General features: G+C 63.6%; 16 protein-coding genes. 8 read left to right on the plus strand and 8 right to left on the minus strand.

What is annotated here, in order from left to right:
- Positions 1-18: 18 nt before the first annotated feature.
- On the minus strand, positions 19-1,338 hold the full coding sequence (locus tag GGQ68_RS07395; RefSeq protein ID WP_183964534.1) for a M48 family metalloprotease: 1,320 nt from the start codon (positions 1,336-1,338) through the stop codon (positions 19-21).
- 68 nt (positions 1,339-1,406) lie between these two features.
- Here GGQ68_RS07395 and GGQ68_RS07400 point away from each other — a divergent pair, with 68 nt between their 5' ends.
- From GGQ68_RS07400 to prfB, 4 genes are all read left to right on the plus strand, one after another.
- Positions 1,407-2,564 (plus strand): pyridoxal phosphate-dependent aminotransferase, encoded by a 1,158-nt coding sequence (locus GGQ68_RS07400; RefSeq protein WP_183964536.1) that lies wholly within the window; start codon positions 1,407-1,409, stop codon positions 2,562-2,564.
- Positions 2,565-2,638: 74 nt separating this feature from the next.
- Positions 2,639-3,850 (plus strand): N-acetylmuramoyl-L-alanine amidase, encoded by a 1,212-nt coding sequence (locus GGQ68_RS07405; protein WP_183964538.1) that lies wholly within the window; start codon positions 2,639-2,641, stop codon positions 3,848-3,850.
- A 149-nt stretch (positions 3,851-3,999) separates the two neighbouring features.
- Entirely contained in the window at positions 4,000-6,543 is a 2,544-nt protein-coding gene (locus GGQ68_RS07410; protein WP_183964540.1) for a PBP1A family penicillin-binding protein, read from the plus strand.
- 266 nt (positions 6,544-6,809) lie between these two features.
- Positions 6,810-7,934, plus strand: coding sequence for a peptide chain release factor 2 (prfB, locus tag GGQ68_RS07415; RefSeq protein ID WP_183964542.1), 1,125 nt, complete (start codon positions 6,810-6,812; stop codon positions 7,932-7,934).
- Between the two features lie 74 nt (positions 7,935-8,008).
- On the opposite strand, the gene GGQ68_RS07420 is transcribed toward prfB, so the two are convergent.
- The 6 genes from GGQ68_RS07420 to pqqA all read right to left on the minus strand — a co-directional run bounded on the left by GGQ68_RS07420 (position 8,009) and on the right by pqqA (position 11,619).
- A complete protein-coding gene (locus GGQ68_RS07420) occupies positions 8,009-8,353 on the minus strand; it encodes a hypothetical protein (RefSeq protein WP_183964544.1) in 345 nt (114 codons plus the stop codon).
- A gap of 113 nt (positions 8,354-8,466) precedes the next feature.
- Positions 8,467-9,570, minus strand: a complete 1,104-nt coding sequence (gene pqqE / locus GGQ68_RS07425) for a pyrroloquinoline quinone biosynthesis protein PqqE (protein ID WP_183964546.1) — start codon at positions 9,568-9,570, stop codon at positions 8,467-8,469.
- Positions 9,567-9,854, minus strand: a complete 288-nt coding sequence (pqqD, locus tag GGQ68_RS07430; protein WP_183964548.1) for a pyrroloquinoline quinone biosynthesis peptide chaperone PqqD — start codon at positions 9,852-9,854, stop codon at positions 9,567-9,569. The genes pqqE and pqqD overlap by 4 nt, the downstream gene beginning before the upstream one ends.
- Positions 9,851-10,603, minus strand: a complete 753-nt coding sequence (gene pqqC, locus GGQ68_RS07435) for a pyrroloquinoline-quinone synthase PqqC (RefSeq protein WP_183964550.1) — start codon at positions 10,601-10,603, stop codon at positions 9,851-9,853. The genes pqqD and pqqC overlap by 4 nt, the downstream gene beginning before the upstream one ends.
- Positions 10,600-11,496 (minus strand): pyrroloquinoline quinone biosynthesis protein PqqB, encoded by an 897-nt coding sequence (gene pqqB / locus GGQ68_RS07440; RefSeq protein WP_183964552.1) that lies wholly within the window; start codon positions 11,494-11,496, stop codon positions 10,600-10,602. Before pqqB ends, pqqC begins: the two co-directional genes overlap by 4 nt.
- 24 nt (positions 11,497-11,520) lie before the next feature.
- Entirely contained in the window at positions 11,521-11,619 is a 99-nt protein-coding gene (gene pqqA / locus GGQ68_RS07445; protein WP_183964554.1) for a pyrroloquinoline quinone precursor peptide PqqA, read from the minus strand.
- A gap of 335 nt (positions 11,620-11,954) precedes the next feature.
- Between pqqA and GGQ68_RS07450 the strand changes: the two genes are divergently transcribed.
- Complete coding sequence (locus GGQ68_RS07450) at positions 11,955-12,797, plus strand: DUF2189 domain-containing protein (RefSeq protein ID WP_425502964.1); 843 nt, start codon at positions 11,955-11,957, stop codon at positions 12,795-12,797.
- 3 nt (positions 12,798-12,800) lie between these two features.
- On the opposite strand, the gene GGQ68_RS07455 is transcribed toward GGQ68_RS07450, so the two are convergent.
- Positions 12,801-13,700 (minus strand): helix-turn-helix domain-containing protein, encoded by a 900-nt coding sequence (locus GGQ68_RS07455; RefSeq protein WP_246429294.1) that lies wholly within the window; start codon positions 13,698-13,700, stop codon positions 12,801-12,803.
- 310 nt (positions 13,701-14,010) lie between these two features.
- On the opposite strand from GGQ68_RS07455, the gene GGQ68_RS24570 reads away from it, so the two are divergent.
- The 3 genes from GGQ68_RS24570 to GGQ68_RS07465 are packed head-to-tail and all read left to right on the plus strand — an operon-like array spanning position 14,011 to position 16,069.
- The gene (locus GGQ68_RS24570) at positions 14,011-14,139 is read left to right on the plus strand and encodes a hypothetical protein (protein ID WP_281374672.1); all 129 of its coding nucleotides are present in this window, start codon (positions 14,011-14,013) and stop codon (positions 14,137-14,139) included.
- On the plus strand, positions 14,139-14,915 hold the full coding sequence (locus tag GGQ68_RS07460; protein WP_183964556.1) for an MBL fold metallo-hydrolase: 777 nt from the start codon (positions 14,139-14,141) through the stop codon (positions 14,913-14,915). Before GGQ68_RS24570 ends, GGQ68_RS07460 begins: the two co-directional genes overlap by 1 nt.
- Positions 14,912-16,069, plus strand: coding sequence for an RsmB/NOP family class I SAM-dependent RNA methyltransferase (locus tag GGQ68_RS07465; RefSeq protein WP_183964558.1), 1,158 nt, complete (start codon positions 14,912-14,914; stop codon positions 16,067-16,069). Before GGQ68_RS07460 ends, GGQ68_RS07465 begins: the two co-directional genes overlap by 4 nt.
- Positions 16,070-16,134 lie beyond the last annotated feature (65 nt).

Here is a 16,134-nt window from a genome sequence, read left to right on the forward strand (position 1 = left end):
GCGGTATTGGTGTAGTCTCTAGCGACGTTTTGCCTGTTTGGCAGCACTTAACACATCTTGGGCCCGCTGCCACGGGGCTGAACCGCGCGGCAGTTGATCGGCGGCGCGCCCGGCATGCAGTTCCGCGTCCGTCAGGCGGCCGATCAGGGCGTAGCGTTCGGCGGTGGCCAGCGAGGCCATGCCGGTGTTGCCGAGCTTGGCATAGGCGACGGCGAGGTCGCGCAGCAGGCGGGGGTCGGAAAAGTCACGGCCCCGCGCGCCTTCGAGCGCCTGCAATGCGCCCTTGGCGTTGCCGGTGGCCAGACGCGCCCGGCCCAGACCGCCGAGGATCAGCGGTTCACGCGGGGCACGGTTGGCCGCGGCGCTGTAGACTTGTTCAGCGGCCTTGAACTGACGTGATTCCAGCAGGATCTGGCCCTTGAGCTCCAGCAGGTAGGGGTCCTTGGGGCGCATGGCGATGGCGGCGTCGATGGATTTCAGCGCCCGCCGCAGATCGGATTGCCTGTGGTAGGCCACGGCCTGCCGCATCAGGGCCACGTCCTTGTATGGATCGGACCCGGCGCGGCGCAGGGTCCAGCCGGGCGCGCGTTTGAAGGCGGTCAGCTTGCCCTTGGCGCGGGCGAACCAGTATTCGGCGGCGGCATTGGGCGCGGCCTTTGGCGCGCTGGCAACAAGCGCCTCCAGCGCGCGGAGGCGGTCGCGGGACAGCGGGTGGGTGACGGCGTAGGGATCGAGGCGGCTTTCGTTCAGGTTCAACTGCCCGGTGAAATGCTTTATCGTGTCCACGGCTCCTTGGGGGTCGATCCCGGCGCGTACCATGTAGCGGACGGACGCGATGTCAGCGGAGCTTTCCTCGGCGCGGGTGTGGCTGAAAAAGCGCCGCTGGCTGGCGCTTTGCGATCCCAGCGCAATGCCGAGGGCGACATTCGGATCGGCACCGGAGGCCCCGGCCACAGCCGCCAGCGCAAGGCCCAGACCGGCGGCGTTGCGGGCGGAGCGCATGTTGGCCAGACGGCGCGCGATGTGGCCGTTGGCGATATGCGCGGCCTCATGGGCGATCACCGATTGCAGGGAGGCGGCGCTGTCGAGCTTCATGATCAGGCCGGAGTGCAAGAAGATGTGACGCGCATCGGTGACAAAGGCGTTCAGCGAACTGTCGTCCAGCACGACGATCTGCACCTGGCTTGGCGTCAGCCCGGCGGCGGTCAGAACCGGGGCTGCCAGTTGTTTCAACGCGTATTCCATATCCGCATCGCGCAGGAATGTGGCGGCGCGCAGAGGGGCTGCGGCCAACAGGCTGAGAGCGAGGATCGCGGCGAGCAGGCGGGAGAGGGTCATTGACGGCACTGGGGTCTCGCTCATAAGCGTCGGGGCAGACAGGTTGCGCCCAGAGTAGAGAGACAGACATGAGAAGTTCAAGACGCGGGAACGTCGATCCCTTTATCGTGATGGATGTCATGGAAGCTGCGCGGGCCCGCGAGGCCGCCGGACATCGGGTGATCCATATGGAAGTGGGCCAGCCGGGCAGCGCCGCACCGGAGCCCGCGCGCACGGCACTGGCCGAGGCGCTGAGCCATGACCCCATGGGCTATACCGTCGCCCTGGGCATCCCGGCATTGCGGGCGCGCATCGCGCAGCTTTATGGCGAATGGTACAACGTCGACCTTGACCCGGCCCGCGTGGTGGTGACGTCCGGGTCGTCGGGGGGCTTCGTCCTGGCGTTTTCGGCGCTGTTCGATGCCGGCGACCGGGTGGCCCTGGGGCGTCCGGGTTATCCGTCTTATCGCCAGATCCTGAAGGCCATGGACCTTCAGCCGGTCGAGGTCGAGACCACGCTGGAAAACCGCTACCAGCCGGTGCCGGGGGATCTGGACGGGGTCGATTACGAGGGGCTGCTGATCGCCTCGCCGGGCAATCCCACCGGCACGATGCTGGACAAGCCTGCCCTGAGCGCCCTGCACGATGCCGCCAGTGCGCGCGGTGCGGCGTTCCTGTCGGATGAGATCTACCACGGGATCGAATACGACAAGCCCGCCGTGACCGCGCTGGAAATCAGCGACGATGTCGTGGTGATCAATTCGTTTTCCAAGTATTTCTCCATGACGGGCTGGCGCGTGGGCTGGCTGGTGGTGCCGGATGAGCTGGTGCGGCAGGTGGAGCGGCTGGCGCAGAACATGTTCATCTGCGCGCCGCACGTGAGCCAGCTGGCCGCGCTTGCCGCGATCGACGCCAGAGAAGAGACGGAGGCCAACCTCGCGGTCTACAGCCGCAACCGTGACCTGATGTGGGAGGGGCTGCGCACCGCGGGGTTTGATCGCATCGCGCCGCCGGACGGGGCGTTCTATTTTTACGCCGATGTCAGCCACATCACGCAGGACAGCGTCAGCTTTGCGCGCGAGATCCTCGAAGAGGCGGGCGTCGCGGTGACGCCGGGACTGGATTTCGACCCGGTGCGCGGGGGCGGCACGCTGCGGTTTTCCTATGCGCGCGGAACCGATGACATCGAAGAAGGGCTTGCGCGGCTGCACGCCTTCATGAAGCGGCGGGGGCTTGCACAGGGGTGAGGCCCCTCTGGGCGGGACAGGCGCGACCTGATAGCATACCGCAAAACAACCTCTGACCGGGGATACATCGGGTGATGAGCAGAATATTCGCGTTTCTTTTCATGCTGGTCTGGGCTGTGCCGGGCGTGGCGCAGGAGGCATCGGGCCTTGCGCGCTACGAGGACGGCGGGTTCAAGGACCGCCGGTTTGGTGGCGGCAGTGAGCTGCGGCTGACGCTGTCGCAGGGCGTGCCGTGGCGGGTGTTCACCGTGGCGGACCCGTATCGGCTGGTGGTGGATTTCCGCGAAGTCGACTGGACCGGGGTGACAGATCGGGAGCTGAACGCCAGCAAGCGCGTGCGCCAGGTGCAGATGGGCAGCTTTCGCCCCGGCTGGTCGCGGCTGGTGGCGGAACTGACTGGGCCGCTGCAGGTCTCCGAGGCGAGCCTGTCGGTCGCCACGGAGGGCGGCAGCGCGGAGCTGCTGCTGCGCTTGGAAGAGACCGACGATGTGAGCTTTCGCGCGCGGGCCGGTGTGCCCAGCGATCCGGATTGGAAACGACCCGAGGCAAAGGCGCGGGCGCCCGCACCGCGTGCCGCCGGCGCGCCGATCGTGGTGGTGCTGGACCCCGGCCATGGCGGCGTCGATCCCGGCGCACAGCGGGCGGGGGTCAACGAGGCCGACCTGATGCTGACCTTCGCGCGTGAATTGCGCGATGTGCTGCTGCGCTCTGGCAACTACGATGTGGTGCTGACGCGCAATGAGGACAGCTTTGTCTCTCTGGAAAGGCGCGTGGCGCTGGCGCATGAGGCTGGCGCGGATATCTTCATCTCGCTGCATGCCGATGCGCTGGACAGTGGCGTAGCGCATGGCGCGTCGGTCTACACGCTGGCCGAAGACGCGTCTGATGCCGCCTCGGCGGCCCTGGCGGAGCGGCACGATCGCGACGACCTGCTGGCGGGCGTGGATCTGAGCGGGTCGGACGACAAGGTGGCGTCGATTCTGCTGGATATGGCGCGGCTGGACAACACGCCGCGCAGTCAGGCGCTGTCGACGCACCTGGTGGACGGCATCCGAAGCGAATTGGGCTACGTGCATAAGGACCCGGAGCGGCAGGCGGCGTTTTCCGTGCTGAAATCGGCGGACATTCCCTCGGTGCTGATCGAGCTGGGGTTTCTGTCATCACAGGAAGATCTGCGCAGCCTGCAGGACCCTGCATGGCGCGGGGGCATGGCCGCTGGCATCCGCGACGGACTGGCCGCGTGGATCATCGAGGACAAGGCGCTGGCGCGGCTGCGTCGGCAGTAGGCGAACGCGATGGACCGTGCCCGTCGCGCATCCGGATAGCAGATCGGCAAAGCCGCGCCGCTCTGGCGCGGTTGTGTTTTGACCCATGCCTCGAAAACCGCTAAGCGAGGCGGAACAAGGCTTGAACTTCCCTAAAATGAGGGCTGTGCGTGACGCGGTTCATCTTCTCCTTCTTTGGCGGCATCTTTGCCGTGGTGACCATGGGTGCGATGATGATCGCGCTGACCATTGGTGCTGTGTTCTGGATGTATGGCCGCGATTTGCCCAGCCACGAACACCTTGCGCAATACACGCCGCCGACCATCAGCCGAATCTACAACGGCGAAGGTCGCGTGATCGACGAATTCGCGCAGGAACGGCGTCTGTTCACCCCGGCGAACGAGATCCCGGACATGGTGAAAAACGCGTTCATCTCTGCCGAGGACAAGAATTTCTACACCCATCAGGGCTATGACGTGCGCGGCATCGCGGCAGCGGCGGTTCAGGCGGTGGAATCCGGTGGTCGTGATGTGCGCGGCGCCTCGACCATCACGCAGCAGGTGATGAAGAACTTCCTGCTTTCGGGCGACCGTCGGGCAGAACGCAAGATCAAGGAGATCATCCTGGCCTCCCGCGTCGAAGAGGCGCTGGACAAGGACAAGATCCTGGAGCTGTACCTGAACGAGATTTTCCTCGGGCAGAACAGCTTTGGCGTGACCGCAGCGGCGCAGACCTATTTCAACAAATCGCTTGGCGAGCTGGAACCGCATGAGGCGGCGATGCTGGCCTCCATGCCGAAGGCGCCGTCGGATTATCACCCGGTGCGCCGCAAGGAGCGTCTGACCCAGCGCCGCGATTATGTGCTCTCAGAGATGCTGGACAACGGCTATATCGATCAGGCGACCTATGAACACGAAGTCGCGCAGCCGCTGCGGTCGGTGCAGAACGGCGACTTCGAGCCCTATTCCCGCGGTCTGCCGCCGCGCGATTACTTCACCGACGAGATTCGCCGTCAGCTGAGCCGCGACTTTGGCGAGGAGCAGTTCTTTTCCGGCGGGTATTCCGTGCGGGCGACGCTTGACCCGGAGATGCAGAACGAAGCGGCCCATGCGCTGCAAGGCGCGCTGGAGCGCTACGACCGTAGCCTTGGCCGCTGGCGGGGCACGGGCAAAAGCATCGACGCCGCAACCCTGGATGACGAGGCCGCCTGGCGCGCTGCCTTGTCCGATGTGCGTGCGGCGCGCGATGTGACCCTGGACGACATCTGGCGTGTGGCCGTGGTGCGGGAAGTGCGCGATCAGTCGCTGCTGATCGGGATCGAAGGTGTTCCGTTGGACGACCCCCGTGGGATGGAGATCCCGCGGTCGGACACCAGCTGGTTCTCCGGCAGCCTGTTCGACAACTTTGAGCCCGGCGACGTGATCCATGTGCGCCAGATGACCGAAGACGGGTCCGGTGACTTCATGCGCTGGACGCTGCGGCAGGTGCCGCAGGTGCAGGGCGGCTTCATGGCGATGGACGTGAACACCGGGCGTGTGATCGCCATGCAGGGCGGGTTCAGTTATCAGAACTCGGTCTTCAACCGCGCGACACAGGCAAAACGTCAGCCGGGGTCGAGCTTCAAACCGTTTGTTTATGCCTCGGCGCTGGACAGCGGCTATACCCCAGCGACCATCGTCGTGGACGCCCCGATCGAGATCAACACCCCACAGGGCGTCTGGCGTCCCAAAAACGCGTCGAACCAGTTCTACGGGCCGACGCCATTGCGCACGGGCATCGAACGCTCGCGGAACCTGATGACCATTCGTCTCGCCCAAGAGGTCGGTATGGATGTGGTCGCGAACTACGCCGAGAAATTCGGGGTCTACGACAACATGGGACGCGTTCTGGCCAACGCGCTGGGGGCGGATGAGACCACGCTGTTCCGGATGGTCGCAGCCTATGCCATGTTCGCCAATGGCGGTGAGCGGGTGGAGCCGACGCTGGTCGACCGCGTGCAGGACCGCTATGGCAACACGGTCTACAGCCACGATGCGGCGCAGGGCAACAAGCGGGTCTGTGTCGATTGCTTCGATCCCAACCTGCCCGAAGGGCGCAGCCCGCGCATCGTCAACGAGCGTGAGCGTGTCATGGACCCGATCACGGCCTATCAGCTGACATCCATGATGCGCGGCGTGGTGGAGCGTGGCACGGCCTCCAGAACCGTGAAGCTGTCCGTCCCCACGGCGGGCAAGACCGGCACCACGAACGACGCAAAGGACGTGTGGTTTGTGGGCTTCACCTCCAACATCGTGGCGGGCTGTTACATCGGCTTTGACAACCCGCGCTCGCTGGGGCGTGGCGCGTCAGGCGGCGGGTTCTGTGGTCCGGTGTTCACGCAGTTCATGCGCGAAGCGGTCAAGAAATACGGTGGCGGCGAATTCAAGACGCCGGAAAACTGTAATTTCGTCAACATCGACCGCTTCAGCGGTGCGCGCCTTGGGGCAGGGGCATCGGGCGCGAACGTGGTGTCGGAATGCTTCCGCGAGGATGACCTGATGAACGGCATCTGGGGCGTTCAGCTGGACGGGGGCTTTGCGGTGTCCGGCAGCTTTGACCTGATCAACCCGGACAACGATTCCGTTGCGCGGGAGGTCACCACCTCCACCGGGCGCAAGGCGGTCGTGGGCCCGAAGGCGGGCTTTGGCACGCTGTCGTCGGGTGGTCTGTACTGAGCACGCACTTTTCGAAGCAATTTGAGCGCGCGTCGGAGAGATCCGGCGCGCGTTTTCCGTTGCGGGTCTATCCGCGGCGGTAACGGCCCCGTGCCTTCGTCGCGCCGCCGGACATGCCAGAGGCGTGCCATAGGCTGTGGATCACGCAGGTTGTGATCTTGCTGCGCCGTGGGCAACCGGTGTTGTCTCACTTGCCACCTTGCTCCTGTGGCTCCCCCTTGGTATCACGCGGGGCCACAGACCCCAGCCAGTTTCAGGACACTATCATGCGCGCCGAAGCCCAGAACAATGTTGAGAAGATCCAGAAATCGCTGGAGCTGCTCAAGCAGCGGCTGGGCTGGGAGACGGCGCAGCACCGGCTGGAAGAGTTTGACGCGCGCATGGAGGACCCCAACCTGTGGGACAATCCGGCCAACGCGCAGAAACTGACCAAGGACCGGCAGGCGCTGGTGTCTGCGCTGGACACCTACAATGCCCTCAAACAAGAGCTCGAAGATCAGGTTGAGCTGATCGAACTTGGCGAAATGGAAGAGGACGAAGAGGTCGTGGCAGAGGCCGAAACCGCGTTGAAGGCGCTGGTTGACGTGTCTGCCAAGAAGGAACTCGAGGCGCTGCTGGACGGCGAAACCGACGGCAATGACGCGTTCCTGGAAATCAAGTCAGGCGCGGGCGGCACGGAAGCCTGCGACTGGGCCAACATGCTGGCGCGGATGTATGTCCGCTGGGCCGAAAAGCGCGGTTTCGAGGTCGATCTGCAGGAAGAAACGCCGGGCACCGAGGCCGGCATCAAATCCGCGACCTATCAGATCAAGGGCCCGAACGCTTACGGCTGGCTGAAGTCGGAGAGCGGCACCCACCGGCTTGTGCGGATCTCTCCCTTTGGCAAGGGCACGCGGGAGACATCCTTTGCCGCGATCGGCGCCTATCCGGTGATCGACGACAACATCGAAATCGAAGTGAACCCGGCGGATATTCGTATCGACACCTATCGCTCGTCCGGTGCCGGTGGTCAGCACGTCAACACCACCGACTCGGCCGTGCGGATCACGCACCATCCCACGGGCATCGTGGTCACGTCCTCCGAGAAATCGCAGCACCAGAACCGCGACATCGCCATGAAGGCGCTGAAATCGCGGCTCTATCAGATGGAACTGGACCGCCGCAACGCCGAGGTCAACGCGCTGCACGAGGCGAAGGGCGACGCGGGCTGGGGCAACCAGATCCGGTCTTACGTCTTGCAGCCCTACCAGATGGTCAAAGACCTGCGCACCAACCACGAAACGGCGGACACCTCCGGCGTGCTGGATGGTGATCTCGACCCGTTCATGGAAGCGACGCTGGCCATGCAGGTGTCGGGCAAGAGCCGTGCCGACGCTCGGTCAGACGACTGATCCTCTGATCTGAATGACCGTTTAAGTTGTAGGGAAGGCAGCCTGACATCTATGTTGGACTGCCTTTTTTCCGGTCAGGCCAACGAGTCGTAAAACCCCGTCCATGCCGGTGGTTCCGGGTATCGGTTGCGGAACGTTTGCCTTTCGTCCGGTGCAAGATCTTTGAACCACGTGACGAAATTCGTCATCAGGGTTTCGCCGCGCCGGACCTTCCACGTCAGACTATCTTTCGTAGATTCAGGGGCCAAGAGCCAAGGCGGCTCCCCCTTGTGATTGCGGTCCGGCAACGTCTCGCCAAGCTCTTCAAGCGCGATGCGCAACTGCGCGAAACCGTCCGGCGCCTGCATCAATGTCGGCACGTCGATGTGGCGTATCCGCCCGTCGTCCCCGCGTCGTATCGGGTTGTGTTGATATGGCATAGGTCTCCCCTCCTACATCTTATGGTAGTACGGTTGGGGAGCGGGGGTAAAGAAATCTATAATATAGCCCAGATACTTGGGAGATATTCGGCCTCATAGAGCCGAGTGCATATCTATTGTGCAGGTTCTGCCACTTTTGGCGGCTGCGGACGGTACACGAGAGGCGCATCGCTGCGTGCGTGGGCGTCGGCGCGGGCTTGCAGGTCGATGTGATGCGGGGACTTCACACAAACCGGATCGGTCGCGTTCGGGTCCCCCAGCAGCGCCATGGCCTGACAGCGGCAGCCGCCAAAGTCCTTGAGCTTGCGGTCGCAAGAGGCGCAAGGCTCCGGCATCCAGTCCGTGCCACGATAGGCGTCGAAGGCCGCGCCTGCGTACCATATGTCCTTGAGCGCCTTGTCGCGCACATTGTCAAAGGTCAGATGCGGAATGGATTGCGCCGCGTGACAGGGCAGCACCTCGCCGTCGGGGGCGACGTTCAGGCCGACCTGACCCCATCCGCCCATGCAGCGCTTTGGATAGTCGGAGTGGTAATCGGCGGGCACGTAGTCGATGACCAGCGTGCCCTTCAGCGCGGTGCGCGCCTCGGTCACGATGCGGGTGGCTTCGATGGCCTGTTCGCGGGTCGGCATCAGCGCGTCACGGTTCTGCAACGCCCAGCCGTGGAATTGCACGGTGGCCACTTCGATCCGGCGGGCCCCCATCTCCTGCGCGATTTCCAAGGCGCGTGGCAGCTGGTGCAGGTTCTTGCGGTGCAGCACAGCATTCAGCGTGAGGGGAAAGCCGATCTCCTTGATCCAGCCCGCGACCATCATCTTGCGGTCGAAGCCGCCCTTGTAGCCGCCGATCTCGTCGGCCATTTCCGGCGTTGTGCCCTGCAGGCTGAGCTGGATGTGATCCAGCCCGGCGGCGTCCAGGGCATGCAGCCGCTTTTCCGTCAGGCCGATGCCCGAGGTGATGAGGTTGGTGTAAAGGCCCGCGTCGCGCGCCGCCCTGACCAGCTCCACCAGATCGCGGCGCGAGGCCGGTTCGCCCCCGGAGAGATGCAGTTGCAGAACGCCCAGCTCTGCCGCTTCGTTAAAAACGCGCGCCCATTCGTCCGTTTGCAACTCGGCGTCGACGCTGGCCATCTGCGCCGGGTTGGAGCAATACGGGCAAGACAGCGGGCAGCGGTGCGTCAGCTCGGCCAGCATGGCGATGGGGGGCGGGGTGGTCATGCGACCTCCGTCATCAGGTCAAGAAAGCGACGATCTGCCAGCGTGCGCAGAAAGGCCGCGCTGTCCTTGGCAATCTGGTCGCGGGGGGCCTGGTATTTTTCAGCCAGACCCGCGGTGATGTCGTCAAAGCTGCGGACACCGTCCACCTCGGACAGGATGGCATGGCCGATCATGTCCAGCGTCACGGTGCGTTCCGGCGCCAGCAGAACCCATGTGTCGCGCACCTTGTCGAAGTGCAGGCGCACGCCACGCGGCAAGGTCGGGATGGCGGTTGCGTCGATCATGATGCCTTTGCCAACAAAAGCCCGTCGCCCGGTTGCCAGCAACCCGGTGGGATGCGTCCCTCCACATAGCCGTTCCAGAGCGCGTCAAGCTGCGCCCAAAGCACGTCTGTTTTGAACTCCAGCGCAGCAGCGGCCATGTCCTGCTTTTCGGCAGTGTCAGCGTGGTCAAGCACCCATTGCAGGCCGAAGGCCACGTCTTTTGGCGCTTCTTTCAGGCGGTTCTGAAAATAGGAGAGAGAGGAATCATCCGCAAATTCATAGTGTTGCAAGAGACCTTTGATGCGGTTCTCGTGGATGGCGGGGGCGAAGAGTTCGGTCAGAGAGGCGGCGACAGCCTCCAGCAGCGTCTTGTCGCGGACAAAGCGCACGTAGGCGTCCACGGCGAATTTGGTCGCGGGCATGATGCCTTGGCGTGACTGCACGTAGTCCGGGTCGAGACCGACGGCCTGGGCGAGGCGCAGCCAGCGCTTGATGCCCCCTTCGTTGGTGTCTGTGCCGTCATGATCCTCGATCCGGGAGCGCCAGATGCGCCGCAGGTCGGGATCTTCGACGCGCGACATGAAAGCGGCGTCCTTGATCGGGATGGAATGCTGGTAGTAGTAGCGGTTGATGACCCAGGCGCGGACCTCGTCCGGGGTGCAGTGTCCTCCGTGCAACCGGTCGTGAAACGGGTGTTTGTCGTGGTAGCGGTCGGCCCCGATCTGGCGCAGGCGATGCTCGAACTCTTGCGCCGAAGCTGCTGGGTTCATGGTGTTATCTCCATTCCGTCCTGTCCGATGATCCAGCCGTGACCCTCTGCCGTGTCGCGCTGGTCAGAGCCGGGGCGCAGCACGGGATTGGTGTTGTTCATGTGGACATAGACACGTTGGCCGATGTTGAGATCGTCAAAGGCGCCGAGCGATCCATCGGGGCCGCTCATGGACATATGCCCCATCCGCGCGCCGGTCTTCTGGCCTAAGCCTTCGGTGATCATCTCGTCATCCGCCCACAGCGTGCCATCGAAGAACAGCAGGTCCGCGCCGCGGATGCGCGCCTTCAGGTCATCGGTCAGACAGGCGCAGCCGGGGATGTAGTAGACCCGCTTGCCGGCGGCGGTCAGCTCGACCCCGACGGTGTTTTCGCCCAAAAGCTGCGTCTCCACCGTCTCGCCCTCCATATACAGCGGCACCTTGCCGGGAACGGCGAACAGCGTCGCCCGTAGGCCGGGCGCGAGGTCGAAGGGCCGGTCCAGCGCGATCGGCGTGCGTTTCACGACCGAGGCATTGAGCGCGTCGAATATGGGGTTGTCCCGCAGCACGCCGTGGATGGTCTGCGTGGCAAACAGGGTAAAGGGCTGCATCTCGCGCAGCGTCAGGAGGCCCGCCACGTGGTCGATATCACCGTTGGTGATCAGCACGGACGACAGCGGCAGAACGCGCAGCCCCGTGGGGTGCAGCGGTTTGGCATCGGTCAATTGCTGGCGGATGTCGGGAGAGGCGTTCAAGATGGCCCAATGCACACCATCGCCGGTGACGGCGAGCGAGGATTGCGTCTGGGTCGGAATTTCGCCTTCGCGGGCAAGGGTGCAATTGGGGCACCCGCAGTTCCATTGGGGCAGACCACCACCGGCAGCGGCCCCAAGAATGTGCGTGCGAAACGCCATAGTGCTATCCCGCACGCTGTCAGATCAGAACAGAACTTCGCGCTCTTCGTCGTTCTCCGGGCCGTACATGTTGATTTCCATGCCGCATTCGATCTCACGGATCTTCGGTGTGTTCCATGCCATCAGTCTATCCTCCAATTGACGTTTCAGCGTATGTGTGAGGATTGCGCAGGTCTGCCGACGACGCCAGTCTTATATTCTGTGAGCGGCATAGACGATGGTCGGAGTTCACAAAGGTCTGCTGGGGAGTGCTCCTTAAGTTCGGTCCGTAATGCTTTGTTCACGTGTGTTAATCCTACGGATTCGTGGAACGTCCGAAGCGCGCTCATCTTTTGTCACCAAGGGACGCCGCTTAGACAAAGGTCTAAGTCAGAGTCAGATTTTCCTTCGCTTGACCTTGATCCCGCCGATCCGATTAACTGCGGGCGGGCCGGATTGCGGCGGACGGGAGAGGCGGTATGCCGGAGATGAGACAGGCAGAACCGATCGACAGCACGCCGCCGCTCGGCCCGAGCGACCTCGGGCCGGTGACTGTGGCGATGTTTCGAGAGGCCCTGAGGCGGGCGCTCCGCGACATGCGGCGTGCACCGGGGTTCGCGCTGGTCTTTGGTCTGCCGTGGGTCATGGGCGGATGGTTCATGATCTGGCTCACCTGGGTCACCGGGCAAAGCTATTGGCTGGTCTTTGCGGCCATCGGATTTCCGCTGATTGCCCCGTTTGCGGCTGTGGGCTTCTATGATGTCAGTCGGCGGCTCGAAGAAGGGCGGCCGCTGGACTGGAAGCAGATCTTTTCGGTCATCGGTCGTCAGTCGAAACGTCAGTTGCCGTCGATCTGCGCAGTGATCCTTGTGGTGTTCCTGTTCTGGTTTTTTATCGCGCATATGATCTTTGCGCTGTTCCTTGGTCTGTCGACGATGACCAATGTGTCTTCCAGCTTTGATGTGTTTCTGACGCCAAACGGGTTGGCGATGCTGGCGGTGGGCACGACGGTGGGCGCTGGATTCGCGGTGCTGCTCTATATGATCACGGTGCTGGCGCTGCCGATGTTGCTGGATCGGGAGATCGACTTTGTCACCGCAATGATCCATTCATTTCAATATGTTCAGCGCGAACCGCTGCGCATGTTCGCTTGGGCCGCCTTTATCGGTGCGACGACATTTCTGGCCATGGTGCCGGGGTTCCTGGGGCTGCTGATCGTGCTGCCGCTGCTGGGACATGCCACATGGCATCTTTACGATATGCTGGCCTATGGGACCGGGCGCGGGGTGGCCTCACCGGAGGCGCCCGCGTCGTCTCGGTAGGCGTCAGGATTGAAACGGTTCACCAATGCGCAGCAGCGATCGGATGCACGGCATGAGGTCGTCAGGGTTGCACAAGCCCGCGAGGCGCGCGGCGGGCAGGGCGTCTTTGATCCGGGGGCCCAGAAACTCGTAGGTCTGCCGCTCAACACGTCGTGCCGTTTCCTGATCGCGGGCCGCGCGTGCGGTGTAGCCAAGCCAGAAATGACCCTCCGGCGCCGGGATCGGCGCGAGGTAGTTGAAATGGGTGGTGGCGGAGCCGCGCCGACTGACCAGTATGGCAAAGCCGTCGTCCTGCGCAATCACCGTGCCCCCGAATTCGCGTCGCTGCTGGGTGACTTCAAGCCCCTGGGCCAGAACCGCTTCCTTGGGATCGAAGCCTTTGATAACCGTCAAATCGTTTTGACGTGAAATGGTGATGATGCCTTGGACGTAGACATCGTCCAGGACGAAACAGCGCCGCGTGAACCGGTAGAAACCAGAGGGCAAAAGGTCCTCGGACAGAGGGGATGCCGCGCGCCTGAGCAAATCTGAAAAGGCAGGGTTGAGCTCCGGGACGTGGGTTTTGAACAGAATGCTGTCCACAGGTTCCAGCAGGATGCGCGCATCCACGCCAAAGTGGGAACAGATGCGGTGCAACACGTCCGGCCGCGGGAAGCTTTCGCCGCCAAGGTAGCGGTTGTACTGCGTGCGGTTGATGCCCAATTCGCGGCACAGGGCAGAAATGGACTTCGCCTGGCGCGACAGCTGCCGCAGGTTGGCCCCCAACATGCTGCGCAACGCTGCGGGGCTGGGACTGCGTGCTTTCTGGGCCTTCGATTTCAAAGGCTTGGCGGCTTCACCCTTTTGTATTTTTCTATCACCGACCCGTGTCACTCTGGACGAATTGGAGGTGAACTCCGTCATGGACTGTTTCCGCCTAGCGTCACTTTTGATGAATTCAAGGGGCAATCATGTCGACTTTCGTCCCATAAATCAACCCGACGGGCTGGGCTTGCGGCAACGAGTACTCTGGAAAGGGGCTGACATAGGCGGCTTGATGCCGGTCGTGTCGCCAAGACACCTATGTGGCGCGATTGCGTTCGGCTCGGCCCGTGCGGCGCCCACGGCCCGTTTCCGGTTGAAGGGTCAACAGTTCCGGCAGGGTATTTGAAAGTGACCGCGCCTCTGGAAGGAGAGCCGGCCTTTCCTCCGGAAGGTGGCCGGGATAAAGCTGATGCTGAAAGATCACCTACTGGCGCGGCGGAGCAAAGAATTGGTCACTATGAAAATGGATCACGGGCACCTGCTTGGCATGGCGGGCGCACAAGTCGTCACCGAAATGCATTTCGACGGGGTTGCCTGATGCAGGGCGTGGATCGTTTTGACGCCGGTGGGGTCGAGGTCATTTGCCTCACCGATGGTGCAACCGTGTTTGACCCGTCGGTTTTCGAGACCTGTCCGGAGGAGATCCAGCAGGCTCGGCTGGCGCTGGTCGGGCTGAAGGAAATCCAGTCCGAATTCAATGTCTACGTGCTGCGTCACGCGGGCGGCGTCGATCTGGTCGATACCGGCTGTGGCGCGCATTTCGGCGATAAGGCGGGACGTCTTGGCGCCTTGCTTGCCGAAATCGGCGTCTCCGCAGAGGACGTGGAGCGTGTGATTTTCACTCACCTGCATCGCGACCACGTGGGGGGCGCGATGGTGGAGGGCCGGCTGGCGTTCCCACGGGCGCGGGTTGTCGTGCACAAGGACGAGGCCGCCTTTTGGACCGGCAAAGAAGGGCCGGCGGATGATCTGCTCAAGGCGGTCACGCCTGAACTGGTCGCGCATGGCGCTGACCTCGGGCAGGGCATGACGCTGGAACACCTTCCCGGCCATACGCCCGGTCACAGCGGACTGCGCATCGGTGATCTGATGCTGGTGGCGGACATCGTGCATTCCGAGGCGTTGCAATTGCCCGATCCATTCCTGTCTCCGATTTATGACGTGGATGGGGCGCAGGCGGCGGACACGCGCCAGCTGACGCTGGCCCGGATTGCCGACAAGGACCTGATCTGGTCGGGCTCGCACATGCGTGGACCGTCTAAATTCGCGCGGTTGCGCGCCGTGGGCGATGGCTTTGAACGGGTGCCGCTGTGACCCCGGCGGCCCGTGTTCAGGCGGCCATCGAGATACTGGATCGCGTTCAGGCGGGTGAAGCGGCGGAGAAGGCCCTGACCTCATGGGGCCGCCGCGCGCGGTTTGCCGGGTCAAAGGACCGGGCCGCCATCCGTGACCATGTGTTCGACGTTCTGCGCATGTGGCGCTCGACAGCCGCGCTTGGCGGAGGGGAGACCGGCCGCGCCCGGATGATCGGGCTGTTTCGCGCGCACGGCCAGGATCCGGCAGAGCTGTTCACCGGCCAGGGTCATGCACCTATGGCTATGACCGACGTCGAAGTGGCCGCTGGTGATGCGCCGGACGGGGCCGCGGCGCTCGACTTGCCCGATTGGCTTGCCGCCCGGTTCGCCGAGGATCTCGGCGAGCGGACCCACGAGACGGCAGAGGCGCTGCGCACGCGCGCGCCGGTGTTTGTCCGTGCCAACTTGCTGAAAACGGACAGGGAAAAGGCTCGGGCGCGGCTTGCCGAAGAAGGGGTCGAGACGGTGCCGCACGCCTTGGCCGAGACCGCCTTGGAGGTCACCTCCGGCGCGCGTGGTCTGATCCGCACGGACAGTTTCACCGACGGCTGGATCGAGCTTCAGGATGCGGCCAGTCAGGCTGTGGTCGAGATGATCCCGCTCGGCGATGCGACACGCATTCTGGATTATTGTGCAGGCGGGGGCGGGAAAAGTCTGGCGCTGGCGGCGCGTGTGCCAAAGGCAGAGCTGTTTGCACATGACGCTGATCCCGGCCGCATGTCCGACCTGCCGAAACGGGCGCTGCGCGCCGGGGCGACTGTCACCTGTGTCGCCAAGCCCAAAGGTGTTTATGACATCGTCATGGCTGACGTGCCGTGTTCCGGAAGCGGGGCGTGGCGCCGTGCGCCGGAAGGCAAATGGCGGCTGACGGAGGCACGGTTGGCGGAGCTCACGGACATTCAGGCGCATATTCTGACCACCTGCGCGAAGCTCGTCCGTCCCGGCGGCGCGCTGGTCTATGCCACATGTTCGCTGTTGCGGGCAGAGAATGAGGCACAGATTGATGCCTTCCTCGCCAGCCACAGCGATTGGCGCATTGGTCCCAACCGAAGGTTCCTGCCGTCCGACGGCGGCGACGGGTTTTACGCCGCGTGCCTGATTGCGCCTGATTGACGGGGACAACGTCCGACCCCAGTCATCGCGCTCAATCACCTGTTGAGGTGCGACGTTAACGCAAC

This window comes from Sagittula marina (assembly GCF_014196795.1).
Classification (GTDB): Bacteria; Pseudomonadota; Alphaproteobacteria; order Rhodobacterales; family Rhodobacteraceae; genus Sagittula; species Sagittula marina.

Excerpts from the sequence above, each read along its gene's own strand:
- GGQ68_RS07395 (WP_183964534.1), bottom strand. The coding sequence starts at position 1,338 with ATGACCCTCTCCCGCCTGCTCGCCGCGATCCTCGCTCTCAGCCTGTTG.
- GGQ68_RS07400 (WP_183964536.1), top strand. The coding sequence starts at position 1,407 with ATGAGAAGTTCAAGACGCGGGAACGTCGATCCCTTTATCGTGATGGAT.
- GGQ68_RS07405 (WP_183964538.1), top strand. The coding sequence starts at position 2,639 with ATGAGCAGAATATTCGCGTTTCTTTTCATGCTGGTCTGGGCTGTGCCG.
- prfB (WP_183964542.1), top strand. The coding sequence starts at position 6,810 with ATGCGCGCCGAAGCCCAGAACAATGTTGAGAAGATCCAGAAATCGCTG.
- GGQ68_RS07420 (WP_183964544.1), bottom strand. The coding sequence starts at position 8,353 with ATGCCATATCAACACAACCCGATACGACGCGGGGACGACGGGCGGATA.
- pqqE (WP_183964546.1), bottom strand. The coding sequence starts at position 9,570 with ATGACCACCCCGCCCCCCATCGCCATGCTGGCCGAGCTGACGCACCGC.
- pqqD (WP_183964548.1), bottom strand. The coding sequence starts at position 9,854 with ATGATCGACGCAACCGCCATCCCGACCTTGCCGCGTGGCGTGCGCCTG.
- pqqC (WP_183964550.1), bottom strand. The coding sequence starts at position 10,603 with ATGAACCCAGCAGCTTCGGCGCAAGAGTTCGAGCATCGCCTGCGCCAG.
- pqqB (WP_183964552.1), bottom strand. The coding sequence starts at position 11,496 with ATGGCGTTTCGCACGCACATTCTTGGGGCCGCTGCCGGTGGTGGTCTG.
- pqqA (WP_183964554.1), bottom strand. The coding sequence starts at position 11,619 with ATGGCATGGAACACACCGAAGATCCGTGAGATCGAATGCGGCATGGAA.
- GGQ68_RS07450 (WP_425502964.1), top strand. The coding sequence starts at position 11,955 with ATGCCGGAGATGAGACAGGCAGAACCGATCGACAGCACGCCGCCGCTC.
- GGQ68_RS07455 (WP_246429294.1), bottom strand. The coding sequence starts at position 13,700 with ATGACGGAGTTCACCTCCAATTCGTCCAGAGTGACACGGGTCGGTGAT.
- GGQ68_RS24570 (WP_281374672.1), top strand. The coding sequence starts at position 14,011 with ATGCTGAAAGATCACCTACTGGCGCGGCGGAGCAAAGAATTGGTCACT.
- GGQ68_RS07460 (WP_183964556.1), top strand. The coding sequence starts at position 14,139 with ATGCAGGGCGTGGATCGTTTTGACGCCGGTGGGGTCGAGGTCATTTGC.